The 15,628-nt window shown below is 40.9% G+C and carries 19 protein-coding genes; 4 read left to right on the top strand and 15 right to left on the bottom strand.

Going from position 1 to position 15,628, the window contains the following annotated elements; translation table 11 throughout:
* Positions 1–2: 2 nt before the first annotated feature.
* The 15 genes from G592_RS0107620 to G592_RS0107550 form a co-directional block, all read right to left on the bottom strand.
* Complete coding sequence (locus G592_RS0107620) at positions 3–971, bottom strand: hypothetical protein (protein WP_028247305.1); 969 nt, start codon at positions 969–971, stop codon at positions 3–5.
* Positions 968–2,638 carry a hypothetical protein gene (locus G592_RS0107615; RefSeq protein ID WP_028247304.1) on the bottom strand — a complete coding sequence of 557 codons (1,671 nt, stop codon included), beginning with the start codon at positions 2,636–2,638 and terminating at the stop codon, positions 968–970. Before G592_RS0107615 ends, G592_RS0107620 begins: the two co-directional genes overlap by 4 nt.
* Complete coding sequence (locus G592_RS0107610; RefSeq protein WP_028247303.1) at positions 2,635–3,123, bottom strand: hypothetical protein; 489 nt, start codon at positions 3,121–3,123, stop codon at positions 2,635–2,637. The genes G592_RS0107615 and G592_RS0107610 overlap by 4 nt, the downstream gene beginning before the upstream one ends.
* Positions 3,120–4,361 (bottom strand): ATPase, T2SS/T4P/T4SS family, encoded by a 1,242-nt coding sequence (locus tag G592_RS0107605; protein WP_028247302.1) that lies wholly within the window; start codon positions 4,359–4,361, stop codon positions 3,120–3,122. Before G592_RS0107605 ends, G592_RS0107610 begins: the two co-directional genes overlap by 4 nt.
* Positions 4,362–4,402: 41 nt before the next feature.
* Positions 4,403–6,259: a relaxase/mobilization nuclease domain-containing protein gene (locus tag G592_RS0107600; RefSeq protein ID WP_028247301.1), complete on the bottom strand. Its 1,857-nt coding sequence runs from the start codon at positions 6,257–6,259 to the stop codon at positions 4,403–4,405.
* A gap of 51 nt (positions 6,260–6,310) precedes the next feature.
* Positions 6,311–6,565: a SpoVG family protein gene (locus tag G592_RS0107595; protein ID WP_028247300.1), complete on the bottom strand. Its 255-nt coding sequence runs from the start codon at positions 6,563–6,565 to the stop codon at positions 6,311–6,313.
* Positions 6,566–6,579: 14 nt separating this feature from the next.
* Positions 6,580–6,948, bottom strand: a complete 369-nt coding sequence (locus tag G592_RS15925; RefSeq protein ID WP_051194810.1) for a SpoVG family protein — start codon at positions 6,946–6,948, stop codon at positions 6,580–6,582.
* 11 nt (positions 6,949–6,959) lie between these two features.
* A complete protein-coding gene (locus G592_RS0107585) occupies positions 6,960–7,976 on the bottom strand; it encodes a DUF5688 family protein (protein WP_028247299.1) in 1,017 nt (338 codons plus the stop codon).
* On the bottom strand, positions 7,969–8,097 hold the full coding sequence (locus G592_RS17950) for a hypothetical protein (RefSeq protein ID WP_267287588.1): 129 nt from the start codon (positions 8,095–8,097) through the stop codon (positions 7,969–7,971). The genes G592_RS0107585 and G592_RS17950 overlap by 8 nt, the downstream gene beginning before the upstream one ends.
* A 95-nt stretch (positions 8,098–8,192) precedes the next feature.
* Positions 8,193–9,149 (bottom strand): ArdC-like ssDNA-binding domain-containing protein, encoded by a 957-nt coding sequence (locus G592_RS15920; RefSeq protein ID WP_051194809.1) that lies wholly within the window; start codon positions 9,147–9,149, stop codon positions 8,193–8,195.
* A gap of 4 nt (positions 9,150–9,153) precedes the next feature.
* The gene (locus G592_RS0107570; protein WP_028247298.1) at positions 9,154–9,444 is read right to left on the bottom strand and encodes a hypothetical protein; all 291 of its coding nucleotides are present in this window, start codon (positions 9,442–9,444) and stop codon (positions 9,154–9,156) included.
* 115 nt (positions 9,445–9,559) lie between these two features.
* Positions 9,560–10,126 (bottom strand): JAB domain-containing protein, encoded by a 567-nt coding sequence (locus G592_RS0107565; protein ID WP_036952187.1) that lies wholly within the window; start codon positions 10,124–10,126, stop codon positions 9,560–9,562.
* Positions 10,101–10,226 carry a hypothetical protein gene (locus G592_RS17945; protein ID WP_278244632.1) on the bottom strand — a complete coding sequence of 42 codons (126 nt, stop codon included), beginning with the start codon at positions 10,224–10,226 and terminating at the stop codon, positions 10,101–10,103. Before G592_RS17945 ends, G592_RS0107565 begins: the two co-directional genes overlap by 26 nt.
* Entirely contained in the window at positions 10,210–10,521 is a 312-nt protein-coding gene (locus G592_RS0107555) for a hypothetical protein (protein WP_028247296.1), read from the bottom strand. Before G592_RS0107555 ends, G592_RS17945 begins: the two co-directional genes overlap by 17 nt.
* 12 nt (positions 10,522–10,533) lie before the next feature.
* On the bottom strand, positions 10,534–11,910 hold the full coding sequence (locus G592_RS0107550) for a hypothetical protein (protein ID WP_028247295.1): 1,377 nt from the start codon (positions 11,908–11,910) through the stop codon (positions 10,534–10,536).
* Between the two features lie 483 nt (positions 11,911–12,393).
* Here G592_RS0107550 and G592_RS0107545 point away from each other — a divergent pair, with 483 nt between their 5' ends.
* The 4 genes from G592_RS0107545 (at position 12,394) to G592_RS0107530 (ending at position 15,610) form a co-directional block, all read left to right on the top strand.
* Entirely contained in the window at positions 12,394–12,987 is a 594-nt protein-coding gene (locus G592_RS0107545) for a restriction endonuclease subunit S (RefSeq protein ID WP_081660339.1), read from the top strand.
* Between the two features lie 72 nt (positions 12,988–13,059).
* Complete coding sequence (locus G592_RS17525) at positions 13,060–14,130, top strand: restriction endonuclease subunit S (RefSeq protein ID WP_242830152.1); 1,071 nt, start codon at positions 13,060–13,062, stop codon at positions 14,128–14,130.
* A gap of 44 nt (positions 14,131–14,174) precedes the next feature.
* Entirely contained in the window at positions 14,175–14,762 is a 588-nt protein-coding gene (locus tag G592_RS15910) for a restriction endonuclease subunit S (RefSeq protein WP_028247293.1), read from the top strand.
* Complete coding sequence (locus G592_RS0107530; RefSeq protein ID WP_028247292.1) at positions 14,675–15,610, top strand: site-specific integrase; 936 nt, start codon at positions 14,675–14,677, stop codon at positions 15,608–15,610. Before G592_RS15910 ends, G592_RS0107530 begins: the two co-directional genes overlap by 88 nt.
* Positions 15,611–15,628 lie beyond the last annotated feature (18 nt).

Here is a 15,628-nt window from a genome sequence, read left to right as displayed (position 1 = left end):
CCTTACTTACAGCAATTTCCTGTGCAATCTTCTGTACAGCCGCCTACTCCTCCACATGAAGGACAAGCGCTATCAGTATCACCACAGCATCCATCTGTCCCTTCGCAGCTTTCTTCTTCACAAGAGCCGCAATCAGAATCAGATCCGCAGCCACATCCTCCGGTCTCACCTTCCTTGTAGTATGAGAATCCAAGATAAGCGGTCTTTGTGTAAGTAATGTCCCCTTTTACATACTGCACAATAGCAGTAAACATCGTAGGGTACTTGGTGCCATCCTCCAGCTCAGAAAGGCTGTAATAGCATGTGGATTGAATCAATCTGTCATAATCCATGTCTCCAAGCATGGAATAGAGAATGCTGCAATCTCCATTAAATTCATAGCTTTCCTCTTTCATGAGCTCATACTTTTCTTCGTCATAGGAAGCATCTGTCATGTCATAGTCAAAGCCCGATGACTTCCTTGCAAGTTCAAAAAACTCTGCCATATCAGTACATCCTTGATAGCTAAAACCAAAGGCATCTGCAAAACTAACCTTTTCTATCTTAGAATCATCAAACCCGTCTTCTGTAATGCACTGCGTATAATCTGCCGTTGAATCGGAAAGAGCCGTGAGATTTACATCTGACATATAGTAGCTGGTATATTTAAGCTCCTGGTTCCCCTTCCCATCGTCTGCAACCTCCGTTAAGATTTTTTCAACCTGAACACTAGTGTTTTCACTGACTGCCTTATCTGCTGAAATCTTCTCATAGCCATTACCTGCGCTTACTACCTTGCTTTCATTATCAGCTTCCTTGGTTTCCTCATCATCCACCATTTTCCCGGATGTTTCTTCTACTGCTGTTTCTACCTCTGGGGAAGAATCATAAAGTCCCTTCTTTTCCATCACATGTCTTAAGATCAATGCTGCTATAATCGTGATTGCAAACACTACAATAAGCATTTTTATAATTCCGGAATCTATCTTCATATCGCATATCCTCCAATTCGTATCATTGTTTGATTTAGTTTCTGTTCTATTGCTTCAAAATAAGTTCTTTCTTCCTCTATCCAGGCATTCCTTACATCGCTTGTAATAGCCGAGATTGACATGGCTCCTGTCTTTCCTGTAAAGAAATAGGTTCTTACCCCTTCCTTTTCAATGCCAATTCTCTTAAGTGGCACATCTTTTCCGAGGTAATCAGTGACTGCAATTTCAAGATTGTCCGATGAAAACAAGGCTTCATCGGAAAGTCTTCCAGCTTCATCCAAGACTTCAACCACTATCTTTGCTCCCTTAAAATCAACGGGATTCTCTGGAATAGAAGTCTCTACTTCAACTGTCTCAACCATGCCATGAAAGTATCGAATGCTTTCTGAAAGCTCCAAAAGCTTCTCTCTTGCCTCATCACATACAACATGATTTTCAAGAATAAGCTCCAGGTCTCCGACATAGTTAAGGCTTTTCCCTGCTATTATGTTTCTTATAATGTCTTCCTTATCATCTGATACAGTAAGGTCATAACCTTTCATGTAACCGACATAGCTGTCAGCAACTGCAAGAGCTCTGTAGTAATCGCTTCTTTCCTTCTCTTCAAGATCAAACATCATAAGCACTAGCCTGTTATAGTAATCCTTAAAATGCAGATATTCCTGTACAGAAAGATTCTTACCTATATGCTTTTCAAAGCACACGCAGATATAGTTGAAGTAGAGCTGCATCGCCTTTTTCTCACTGTCTTCAAATGGCTTTAGGATATATTCCCCGGAAAGAAGGTCTGTTGTTAGAAACTGGATAAAGTCCTTACTTACATTCATAAGTTCTAAAAGGCTCTGATCCCTGTTGTCATACACCCCTGCTGTAGCATTCCTCGTATATCCGAAATAAACATTTCCCTTACGAAGAAATATTGAAAACTCCGGGATATCCTTACATACATGGCTCTCTGTATACTTAAGTGCTCCATCATAAAAAGGGATCTCTTCACATCTTGAATCTGCCATTTTTCCCTCTTCCTCTTTTAAGAAGGATTTGACTTCCCTTTTATGCCGGATATTTTCAAAAAATCCTGCAAGCTTCTCGACTATTTCTGAAAAAACATGTCTCTTTGGCTTAAGAGGTTTTACCTCTTCTTCCACAGAAGGAGTAACCTCTTCTTTTGCCTTTATCAGACTCTCAGGCTCTTTTTCGATCTTCTTTTCTGCCCGTTTTATCTCATCCTCAAAAGCTTTCAGATACTTCTCTGACTTATCAAGCGTCTTTTGGATCACCTCTTTCTGATAATCCTCTGCTGTAAGGGCATTTACTTTTGACAAATGGATGATGTTTACAACCTTGGTCTTCTGAGCATGAAATTCCTTTATAAGCTCTCTTATTGATACCTGATCAAAATCAGTCTTTCCTGCTTCACAAAGAGTCTTGATCTTTACAAAAGAAACTGCTGCGTTTGAAAGTTCTGTTACGCCCGGCGAGCCCTCCTTTGAAAATAGGTGCGTATACACGGACAGCTCCCTTTGAAGCTCTGTATCTTCCATACGCCTCTGAACAATAAGAAGTGTCTGGGCTCCTTTAATCTCAAATCTTTCGCCGGGGATAGCATTTAGAATCCCAGCCATATCAGGAAGCTGCTTTTTTATGATTTCTATCTCATCATTCATATAATGCTCACCTCCCTACTGATTCCATATAAAATGACCATAGTAAGAATCATTGCGAACCCTGGAACAACCGCTATATCAGAGTGCCTGTCAAGCTTTCTCTTTTTGATAGCTGCCTCTATAAGACCAGCTTTAAGAGCAATCCCCTGAACACCCACAAGTAATATGCAGACAACAAAGCCAAACTGCAGCATGTTCTTAAGTTCAAAGGTGCTTAAAATGACGCCCGTAAAAAGGAGCCACATGTCACTGTCTCCATCTCCCCACATGCCACTGATTTTGTAGGCCGTAAATAGCGCAATAGTCGCACTCCATGCCGTTATCACAAATATGGGGTTATCCTTATAGAGAATTACTGAATGAGTTGCCCATGCTCCTGATAAAAAAAGCACCGGGAAACTGTAAATCATCCGTTCCTTCAAATCCTGGGCTGCCAGGAATACGAGAACGGGAATGGTTGCAAGTGCAAGTGAAAAGTAAGTCATGCGTCCTCCTTCCTGAAGATCTCGTTAAACTGTAGTCTCTTTGTCTTTTCATCAAAGCCGCTTACTTCAAGGATTTCATCTATCGAAAAATGGCTCATATGGATAAGCACAAAGGGCGTGCAGGTAAGCATCTCACAAAGCGTCTCCATAGGATAATCCGAAATATACCTTGCACACTGAGCCAGCCTTATTACACTACTTGCCGCATCATTGGCATGAATCGTTCCAAAAAATCTTGCGCCTGTGCTCATGGCTGTGGTGAATACATATAATGCCTCACCGCCTTTGATCTCTCCGATGATGAAATTATCAATGTCCTGTAATAGACCAAGCCGAAGCTCGTCCTCCAATGAAAAATCTGTTACTGTGTCTTTTTTCCGAACCGTCATCGTATGCTCAAACTGAATCTGAGGATGTACATTGGAATACAACTCATCCGACTCCTGCGATACAAGCACTGACTCCCCAAATGGGATGCAGTCAATCATGTTGTTAAGGAGTGTGGATTTACCGGATCCGCCTCTGCCTGATATCAAAAATCCGTAGCCTGCACATATTCTGTCCTTCAAATACGCAATCATTTCTTCATCAAGCATTCCATTCTCAATAAGGTAATCCCAGGAAAGCTTTGACTTCGGCATCTTTCGGATATGAATATTGTTCTTCTCTGTGGAAGTGATACAGGATAGCTGTACATCAATACGAAGATAGAAATCCTTTACCCCTTTTCTGTCCGTGCAGTGTGAAAGAGCATATTCCTCACTCTTTCCAAGTCTGTGAATACGAAGGATCCTTGAAAACCAATCTTTATAATCTGTCTGGTCAAAGAACTGGCACTTTGCCACATATCTTCTTCCATTTGCCTTTACTACGATATGGTCATAATCAAGTACCTTGATATCAGATACTTCCTTTGCTTCTACAAGCGGAGTTAGGACATAATACCCAAACACACACTGCCGGAACATTTCTAAGAGCTTCCTTTCCTCTTCCTCGGAAATCCCCCTGAGGCGCTCCCTAATAAAGTCCTTTGCTCTGTCCATGAGCATTATGAAATCCTGCTCCGTTCCCGTAATGCACTTTGTTACAAGCGCAGGGTTAAGATCACAGATATTTGCCTTTAGCTGCATAAACTTCGCATTCAATTCCCTATCAGAAAAGAGCGAAAAAACAGGGTAGAAATCAGATTCAAGTTTGAGCGGAGCCTTCGATTTAGGTTCATACCTAAGCTCGCTCATAAAATCCTCCTTTCTACCCTTTATGTGGGACACACCTTGGTCTAATCCGAAACCTGGCGTCTTACTTTTTTCGCTTTTTCTTCCTGCTGCTTTTCTACAAAACTCTCTGCATCCTCCCTCTTATCAAATGAATGGCATTTATATAATCCGTACTCTGCCTTTAGTTCTGAGATGCTACGGTTAAAGTCTTTTATAGACATGTCCTTTGAAGAAATCTCAGATAACTGTTTCCCTGATTTATCAAATACGGTAACAATAGCCTTTTCAGTACGTTTCCCTTCAATAATGTCTGGTGTGATAACAACTCTTATGTATGCCCCATCAGCTCCATCCGCAGCTATGAACCTTATACTGCTTTCAAATACACCCATCTGCATGGCTCTCGTCCTTGCCTTTGAAAAGCCGATTGCATCATAAAGGGATGTATATTCTGAAATGCCCTGTTTGAGCTCATTTTCCTTGAATCTCAAAATAGTTTTATATTCATCAGAAAGCTCCTTTGACTGTGCCGTGGCATACAGTATCTGATTCTCCTGATCTTCAATATAGGCTGATACTTCAAGAACGCTCTTTCCATATCCGTTTTCTAATCTTTCACAGAGCTTTTTATATTCCATGTAGGAAGATAAATACTCATCACAGGCAGCAAACTCATATAGGTACGCTTTTCTTGCATACTTTTTTATCTCCTTGTAGAGCCTTATGATTGGCTGATAGGTCTTTAGGTTCTCCCTGACAGCCTTCTTTTCTGCTGCTATTTCCTTCTGACGGGCTACAATATTATCCAAGGCATCCTGAGCATTACCGGTATTTGGCGCATATACCCTTATAAGCTCATATACACCCGCCGTGCGCCTAAACTCATCAGAAAGCCTTTGAAGCTGCCAGTTTGACTCCTGCCTTTCTCTCCAAGGATTCCTGCCAAGTTTTAAAGCCCTAATGCATTCCTTTTTTTCATCCTCTGACATATCCTTAAACTTCTTTAGCGGAGATGTCTTTACAAAGACTGATGCAGGGTCCTTCTTTCTTCCTATATGCTCTCCGACTTCGCTTCGTATCAGTTCCTCTCGCTTATTAAGAATCCTGTCTCTGATTGCCTCAACCGTATACAAGGAGCCAAGCCGATAGCTTCTAATACCTCTTGTCATCCCCTCTGCCTTAAGACTTAGATATTTTCCGCAATTAACCACAATCCCCTGCTTTTTTAAGTCTTTTAAAAACTCATCAAAATCCTCAGACCGCTCTACCGCCTCATCAACAGCCTGCCTTAGCTTAACTACTCTCTCTCCAAAGGAAACCTTATCCATCTGCTTTTCTTTTACCCAAGCTTCATTTGGCGTAAACCCATACTTCTCAGCAAGCCTGTTAAGAGCCGGATCAAATACCTTACTCATAAAAGACTTATCCATATGAATCTTCTTTCCCCCAAGCCCAACAGTATTTAATATGAAATGGATATGAAGGTTTTCAGTATTGGTATGCACTGCATAAACCGCCTGATTATTTGAAAATATCTCCTCCAAAAGGTCATTTAGTAGCATCATGAGTTTCCCGGCATTCTTCTTATCCGACTCTGCTGCGTCAAGAGATATAATGCCATGTAGTGCAACCCTGCCTCCAAGCTTTCCGTGAAATTCCTTTACCTGCATCATTTCATTTGTAGCATTCTTAATGTCTGAGATATTGCGGCATCCGACATAAAGCCCCTCCAAAGTCTTAACATCATTCGTGACATAGGTAAGTTCTCTTCCTATTTGAGCCTGGCTTCCTCCAAGGGTCTCATCACATTTTTCGCTATTTGTTATGTAGTCAATGGAATCCGAAATCTGTGCTCCGGCGCCTCTTCCCTTTGAGCCATCCTTTATATTCCAGATTTTTGCAACAATACCTTTTGCCATAAATACCTCCAAAAAAACAGGGCCGCCTATTATGGCAGCCCCGCTTACATCTTAAAGTTCCTCGTACTTGGAAAGCACCTGCATGTTGATATCCTCTCGAAGAGCCTTTGTCATAGGAAAACATACATCCTTGTACTCCCCATCTGAGTTCTTCCATGAAGGATATGCCACAAAAAGGTCTCCGCTTTTTGCTCTCATAACCTTGATACCGGATACAACAAACATTCCTTCAAAGGTGATGGAACCACTGGCAAGGAACTTATCATCACCATCCCTCTTTTTAAGCCTCACTTCGGAAATCTGCATAACAAGGATCCTCCTTATCGTCCACGTCCCTTATGGGGCTTAGCTGCATCTTCCGCCTGAGTCTGCTCCTGACCTTTGGACTCATCCTGATTGTGGCTTTTGTCCTGAGCCTTCTGGGCAACTTCCTCCTGCTTACGATGAAACTCTTTCATAATGGCATCGGTGATCTCATGATAGAACTCTTTGCTAAGAGGGAAAGCAATGTCTTCATACTCACCGTTTGCACGTTCTCTGGAGGGAAAGGCAACAAAGTTTCTGCCTTTCTTATCCTCCATAACTCTCATACCACGGACAGCAAATGCATTATCAAGCGAAAAGCTTCCGATGGCTTTTACACCGCCTGCATTATCAAGCAGGTTCATTCTGATATCTGTAATCTCCATACCCTTACTCCTTATCTGTGGTGGCGAGGTCTCGAAACCTCTGTATTTGCTGCATCATAGGTCTGCTTATCCTCAGATACCTTTGAGATATCCTGGCTTAAGCCCTCTACGTCTGCTAAAGACAGGGTCTTTGTCTTAGCATCGTACTTATAAACGTGATCAGAAAGCTGCTCTTCCTGAGAAACCTGAGTCGCGTTTACTTCTCTTACCATCTGTGCAAGTTCCTCGGGTGTACCGAAGTTTGCAGAAATGGCGATTGTCTCATGGATCGATGAAGGTAAGATGTACAAATCTGTACCAAGCTTTTCAGAAAGCTTTTCAAGTGCATCTGAGTAGATAATACTTGCAGCACCGTTTACCTTCTGTTCATTGCTGATGACATACATCATCTTATCTTCCGCAACCATAGGCATCATGTCTTCCGGCATACCACCCATCATCTCGGCAAGCACACTTCCCATGTCCTGAACTTTAGCAGGCATGATAGTTTTACTGTTCTCCATGGCACATGCATGGAGTTCATCCAGCGAAATATCCCACTGCTTCATATGTTCATCCTTGATGGTAATAGTTCCGATACCATCTGAGCCGCCACCAAGATATACCTTATAAATGATGGCCAGATCCTCTGTCAGCTTATGAGGTGTGTTCTGGAGCATCTCGGCATTTTTCTCGGCATTTACGATTGCAACAACAACATGAGACTTGATAAACTCTACATCCTTAAACTTCTCAGCAATGCTGCTAAAGTCTTCGGAAGGGTTCATGTGCTCAAGCTCAAGCTGCGCTACCCTTTCCATGACTACATCAATATCCATGCCCTGTTCCTTATAGTTCTCATAGAACTGATCCAGGTAGATATTAGGGCATACAGGGTTTTCGCCTGTGCGAATCGTGATGCCGTGGAGCTGCTTTCCGTTATTCTTGTTTACGGTCTGCAAGTTTACCTCTGCATCCGCAAACTCGGAAGGCAGAAAATCTTTGATGTTGTCCTTCACATACTGCTGAAATGACTCGAAATCAAGCATTGTCCTTTTCCTCCTTCTCCTTGATTTTTTCTGCAACTGCCTTTACAGTCGCCTTTACCTGCTCATTTTTTGTGAAGTTCTTTTCTACCTCCACATGAGCATTTCCAAAAGAATAATCCATATCGCTACCTCCTTATCTTTGTGTGCTGGATTTTTTCCTTTCATCCTATTTGTGGGACATGTATCTTCCTAATCCGAAATGCAAAACAAATATTTTTATCTTTTTTTGTGTGGTGTCGGTATATATGGCTCTTTTTCCTCTGATACCATAGGAAGAGACTCCCTTTCTTTTCTTAGTTCCTTAATCTTTTCTTCTATAGAAGAAGAGAGCTTATCCGCTGTCTGTTTGATTACATCCAGGCTTTCCTTAAGCTCAGAAACTTCCTTATCCTTACTCCAACCGGATATATACCCAAAGGAATAGTCAGATGTATCGAGCCCTATCATCTGCGTTACCCAATACGCTACCGATTCCGCCTGAACCTCTTTGGTCTGCCTGTCCCACTTATCCTCTTTACTGCCGTGACCAAGGGTTGCATGCGCAATCTCATGAACCATCGTCTTTAGCATCTGAAGCTGCGGCAGACGTTCATCAATCACAATCTTTCCTGCAGTCGGAGAATAATATCCGTTGGCACCGCCGTTTATTGTTTCAAATGACACCGGTACTGGACTGATACTTATAAGAACACTTTTCATTTCCTCAAAAGAATCAACAGTTTCATTTAGTTCCGATGCAAGAGTAGGCAGCGGATCTCCGCTTGTCTGTGAAACATCAAAAACATATACCGGTCTGAAAGTCTGATACTCTCTTGTTACCTTCTCTGTCTTTTGGTTCCCGTTCTCATCGACAACAGCCTTGTTATTCTCATCGAAGACCTCTTCTACAACCTCAGTCTTACCTTTGATAGGAGCCAAGATCATAATCCCGTGCTCCCCTTTATTGACTGTCCTGTTAAATTCGGTCTGCCATTTTCTGAAACCGCAAACAAGGCTTGCTTCCGGTAACTGACTTGCGATAAGTATGCAGTTATTGATGGAATACCTCGGAAACTTTGACATGGCCGAGATATATTCCTGATACTTTTCAGAAGTAAAGATTGCCCTGACGCCATCCTCTAATTTCTTTTGGATAGCACTCATCTTCTCTTCACGGGTTTGTCTTTCTGCCATATGATCACTTCCTTACCGGATAAACCTTGTTTTGCTCAATCATTTGGTCAACAAGCTCGCATAGGTTTTCATCAAAGTACTCAGAGACAGATAGGATCACGCTGATAACCGCAAGATACTCGCTACTCTTCTCATCATGTGGATGACTTAGATAATCTCTTGAATACCTGTCATAAAGATGGTCAAGCAAATCTATCCCGTTGATGCGAGCACATCTTATGTATGTCTTTTGCCCTTCTGAGAACCTGATACCATTTTCTTCTGCCGCTTTGATTTTCTTTTCAAACTTGTACATTAAATACCTCCCTTCTTAAGCGCCTTTGATTGTTCTCATAAGGTTAGTGGGACATGCATAGCCCTAATCCGAAACATAAATAAAAAAATCCCTGACATCTCTGCCAGGGAAAATATCACCTATGCCGTCTTGGCCTCATGGTCACATGCTCTTCTGCAACACTCGGTGTGTTCATATCCAGTTTGTTATAATCACTTTCAAGTTTTATCGCTTTCATAGGAAGGATACCCTTCTCTCTAAAGCTGAAAAATTCACTGTTATCGCCTCCAACAATAATATGATCCACAAGTGGAATCCCTAAGATCTCACAAACTGTGACCATCCTGTCTGTGAGCATTGTATCTTCCTTACTTGGATTAAGATTAGAACTTGGATGGTTATGCATCATTACAATATTTACTGCATTTGAGAGAATCGCTGTTTTCATGATTTCCCTTGGGTGAGCTATTGCCTGATCTATTGCACCCATACTACAAACACTACAGTTAATAGGAATCCCGTCCGTTCTAAGGTTAATTACGCAGATAACCTCTCTATCCATCTGACACAGATACTCGCCCAATGCTTTAACCGCATCCTCCGGGGAACGAATCGGTGTTTTACTCATAAGAGGTTTATCTTTAACCAGCCTTACTGATGCCATATCAAGCTGATTCTTATACACTTCCTTCACTGTCGCCATCATCCACCTCCAGCTTGATATTAATAATGAAGTCTTCCTCCTGAGCATTTACAAGCTCAACGACCTCATCCATCGTATATTCTTTATCCTTTATTTCCATCCGAAACCTCCTTATGAAATCTCCCTGAAAACAACTCTTTTAAATCCGAAAGTTTTTGCATGATAAGAAGCTTGTCTGTATCGGAAAGATCATCTTTCATTGCAATAACCTTTAGATCTCGCTCTATGCTTTCAAGTGCATGTATCATTTCCCTGTACTGTAATACTGGCGGTCTGATATCACGCCTGCCATTAAGCAGGCACTTAAGATACTGGGATCTTGTCATGCCTGCTTTGTCACATGCTTTATCAAACTGTTTTACTTCCGCTTCCGTCAAACTCATAAAAAGCCTCATAATATCCCTCCCTTAAAAAGGTAATTCCTCATTGTCCATTGGCGGCATCTCAAATCCATCATCAGGAATATCAATATCGCCATAAGAACCGGGAGCAATGTCTTCAACAAAATCCGGCTTCTTAGGTACTTCCTCTTCTACATCGTCAGGGAAAGGATCATCTTCCTCTTCTTCCTTATAAGAATACTTACTTATTGGAAGACCTACTGCTTTACGAAGTTCATTGATCTCATCAATAGGTACAAGCTGAAACTTTGTCTTTCGTCCGTTATAGTCTGCTGTGATATACCACTTTCCCTCGATAAGTTCACGAGCCAGGTTGAGCTTCATTCTATACTCGCTTGCATCTGCGAACTGGCTTAAGAATGCCACTGTATTTTCATATGTTGAGCAGGTATCCGGATCTTCCAATATATAAATAAGGAAATCTGCATTGATACAATGAGCCCCGGCATATGTCAAAAGCCTCTCAATATGCGTGTTATGGTACTCAGAGTTCATGGCATACATCATGAGCTTTTCCTGATTGGTAAGCCTGTCAGACTTGATAATGTTATTTAAGGAAATGAATCTGTTGCGGAGAATCTTATCCCTCTCTTTCTGACGCTCACTCTTACCATCCCCATGCGCCGGGAATAACTGCCCTACTCTTGATTCCACCTTCTTGACCTCAGCATTATCCCTGACTCTCTTTGAAAAGAACCTCTTTGTTCCCACAGTCTTCATTGTTCTAAGTGCATGATTTTTCTCTGTCAGCTCATGCCCCGGCTCAAATCCTGCATCTTCGGTATCTGTCGGTATCTCTTCATAGAAAGAATCGAGCTCTCCGCCATACCTTGCAACACAAGCATCTACATCCAATAACTCGTCAGGATCCACAAGGAAACATTCGTCTGATGGATGCACCTTTGGACCCACAGATATGCTGCTTGCCACAAGTACTTTTCTTTCCAGTTCTGTCTTTAAGGATCCCCCAGCCCTCTTTGAAAGCTCTGCCTTAAGCTTGCTAATATAATCTTCCTGCTGCGTAATCTTTTGTGAGTACTCCTGCAGCTCAGATGTCAAATCAGCAATCTGCCTTTTTAGCATCTCAATCTCTTCTTCCAGTTCCTGTTCAGAATCCTGCCCATAGCCCTTTGGAATAAGATTTTCTGTCAATGTTTGAAGATCCTCTGCCAAAGTCTGGTAGTCATATGACAACTCATCTCCGTTTATTGAGATATATGCAGGCTGCCCTGTCAGGTACTCCGTTCTTCTCTGAAAGGTTCCACCAGTAGCCCCTTTCTTTTTTAATGCTGTTTTCATTTCTTCTACAGAGCTAATCCCAAGAGCCGCCACTTCATAAACATCTGAGTACTCTGCTATTTTTTTAAGCACTGCGTAATCCATCCCAAAACCTCCTTTCGTGCTTTCTACCTATATGTGGGACATATTGAAAGCAAATCCGAAACAATCCTTACAAAAATCTGTACGCTCCCGTACTACGCACCCGTATAATCTCCCTGCTTTAAAACGGCATAAAATACGCACCCGTAACAGGCTCAAAGCCGCACAAATACTTGGTTGTACGCGTCCGTACAGCCTTTAAAAACAGGCCTTATAAAATTGTAAAAATGAATTTGGGAAAATTACGGTGCCGTACCACCTTGACCCCCTGAAAAATAGGGCATGTACGACCCCGGACAGAAATTATGAAAAACAAGAAAAAAAGAATAACAGGATACGCCTAAAGTTGCAGGCTAACTTTACGCAGACCGTCTGCCTATGGCATCCGGAACAGGGAGTGCCCTATGACCCCAGCGTACAGAAAAATAGGCAAAAAGAAAGAGCGACGTCATTTCGGCGTCACCCTTAATCTTTCATGGCGTCATTTTGACGTCAACACTTACGCAGGCACGCAGAAAACGCCAATATGCTCTAAAAATAGTATCAAAAATATACTTTAAAATAAGTTGTTCTTGGGAACAGCGTAAGCTTGGCGAGGTATCAGAAAGAGTTCAGGGAAATGATGGCAGAATGGATTTGCCAACACTTACTATTTCTGCAGCAAATGGTTGGATGAGCCAAGAAGATAGATTTTCTGGAAATATAGCTGGTAAAGAACAAAAGAACTATACATTACTTCATAAAGGTGAGCTTTCATATAATCATGGAAATTCAAAGCTTGCCAAATATGGCACTGTATTTTCACTTGAATCATACGAAGAAGCGCTTGTACCAAGGGTTTATCATAGTTTTAGAATGATAGATGCTGATGCTAGTTTTATAGAATACTATTTTTCTACGAAGATTCCTGATCGAGAACTTGCAAAGCTTATTTCATCTGGAGCAAGAATGGATGGTTTATTAAATATCAGTTTTGATGAGTTTATGGGAATTAAAATAAATCTTCCTTCTATTCAGGAACAACAAAAAATTTCATATTATTTACGTCAGTTGGACAACCTTATCACCCTTCATCGGTGAATGTATTTCGCCTCATTTTCAAAAAGACATGCTACTAATCTCTCTTGGGAACAGCGTAAGTTAAACGAATACTTGGAAGTATCAAAAGCAAAGAACAAAGATGAAACGTATGGAAAAGAGGATGTTCTCTCTGTATCTGGGGACTATGGCATAGTAAATCAGATAGAATTCCAAGGGCGATCATTTGCCGGAGTTTCTGTTGCACCGTATGGAGTTGTTGAGACCGGAGATGTTGTATACACAAAGTCTCCGCTTAAATCTAATCCATATGGAATAATCAAAACAAACAAAGGAAACCCGGGCATTGTATCAACTTTGTATGCAGTTTATAAACCGCTGGATAATGTGTATTCTGAGTTTATTCAAATCTATTTTGAGCAGGATGCAAGAATGAACAATTATATGCACCCATTAGTAAATAAGGGTGCAAAAAATGACATGAAGGTATCTGATGAAAATGCTTTGAAAGGTGAAGTTTGCTTCCCGAGTAGAGAGGAACAGATTAGGATTTCAGAGTATTTTGCAAAGCTCGATAACCTTATCACCCTTCATCAGTGTAAGCACAACTACACCCCTATTGCTTTTGCACTTCAAAAAACAAATAATTCTACTCCTTCTTGGGAACAGCGTAAGCTTGGTGAATTATGTGAAAGAGTTACTAGAAAAAATAAAACTGGAGAATCCGATTTACCCCTTACCATTGCTTCGCAATATGGTCTGATTGATCAGCGGGACTTCTTTAATAAGGTAGTTGCAGCTAAAGACATGTCAAATTATTATCTTCTGAAAAAAGGAGAATTTGCATACAACAAGAGTTATTCAAATGGTTATGATTTTGGTTCTATAAAACGTCTCAATGCCTATGAACAAGGCTGTTTATCTACTTTGTACATTTGCTTTGGGATTACATCCGATGACATAGAATCAGATTACCTGGAGTGTTTCTTTGACACCCTTAAGTGGTACTCAGATATAACCATGATATGTGCTGAAGGTGCTAGAAATCATGGACTTTTGAATGTTGATACAAAAGCATTTTTTGACGAAGTAACTATCGAAATGCCTTCATCGAAAGAAGAACAAAGAAAGATTTCATCATATTTGAATAACCTTGATAACCTTATCACCCTTCATCAGCGATAGTCACACCTATAAACCCTTCTTGGGAACAGCGTAAGTTAGGAGATTTGATAAATGAGACTCGTGATAAGACAACAGTTGAAGATGAGGATACATTACTTTCTTGTGCAATAGATGGAATGTTTCTTAATTCCGAGTTGTTCAGTCACTTTAGAGGTTCATCAAATATTGGATATTTGAAGGTCAAAAAAAATGATTTGATTTTATCAGCCCAAAATTTACATCTTGGAAATTGCAACGTGAATTTACGCTTTGAACATGGCATAATATCGCCAGCTTACAAGGTCTATGAGCTCATTGAATGTGATCCATTGTTCATACAGGCTTGGGTAAAACAAGATAAAACAAAAGATTTCTTCTTAAAAGCTTCAACTGAAGGTGCAAGCGTTTGTAGAAAAAATATCGTTTGGGAAGAATTATATAAGCAGGAGCTACCGGTTCCTAAAATAGATGAACAAATAAAAATAGGAGCATTTTTCGAGAATATTGACAACCTTATCACCCTTCATCGGCGTATGTATTATCAGCAGAAAAGGAGGACTTACATATGTATACAACGACAACCAACAACAATACCATGTTGTTCAGCGAGTACTATAAACAATGGATTTCCGTTTATAAAGAAGGCGCCATAAGACCTATAACCATGAACAAATACAACATGGCATATCAATGGCTTTTAAAGCTTGCACCCACACTTTGTCTTTGTGATCTAGATAGAACTTCATATCAAAAAATTCTGAACGATTATGCTGCCGAGCATGAAAGACAAACAACAATGGACTTTCATCACCATTTAAAATGTGCGATCCTTGATGCCGTGGATGAAGGTCTAATCCAAAGAGATCCTACCCGTAAAGCAATAATTAAAGGAAGAAGCCCTCGCGAAAAAAAGCCAAAATATCTCAATCAATATGAACTCCACAAGCTAATTGATGATCTCGAATTATCTTCCGAGTTAAACATGGACTGGCTAATATACTTAATTGCCAAAACAGGAATGCGTTTCTCAGAAGCGATAGCACTGACCCCAGCAGATTTTGATTTGGTAAGACAACAACTATCAGTATCTAAAACATGGGATTACAAAGGCTCCGGTGGATTCCTTCCTACCAAAAACAAATCTTCTGTTCGAAAGATTCCTCTAGATTGGCAAACAGTTATGCAGTTTGCCTCTTTGATAAAATCTTTGCCAGAAGATGAACCTATATTTGTTTGTGGTAAAATATACAACTCTACTGTTAACGATCTTCTTGCGCGACACTGTAAGCATGCTGAAATACCTGTAATTTCAGTGCATGGTCTTCGCCACACTCATGCATCGCTACTCCTTTTTGCCGGTGTTTCGATTGCTAGTGTGGCCCGTAGGCTCGGCCATTCAAATATGACCACAACACAAAAAACATATCTCCACATTATTCATGAGCTGGAGAGCGCCGATATTGACATCATTATGAGGTCATTATCTAATTTAAACCAATAAGCAATATATCTCTGCGCC

Source organism: Pseudobutyrivibrio ruminis CF1b (assembly GCF_000424005.1).
Classification (GTDB): Bacteria; Bacillota; Clostridia; order Lachnospirales; family Lachnospiraceae; genus Pseudobutyrivibrio; species Pseudobutyrivibrio ruminis_C.
The sequence above is the reverse complement of the archived record's forward strand: the minus strand, read 5'-3'. Positions and strand labels throughout refer to the sequence as shown.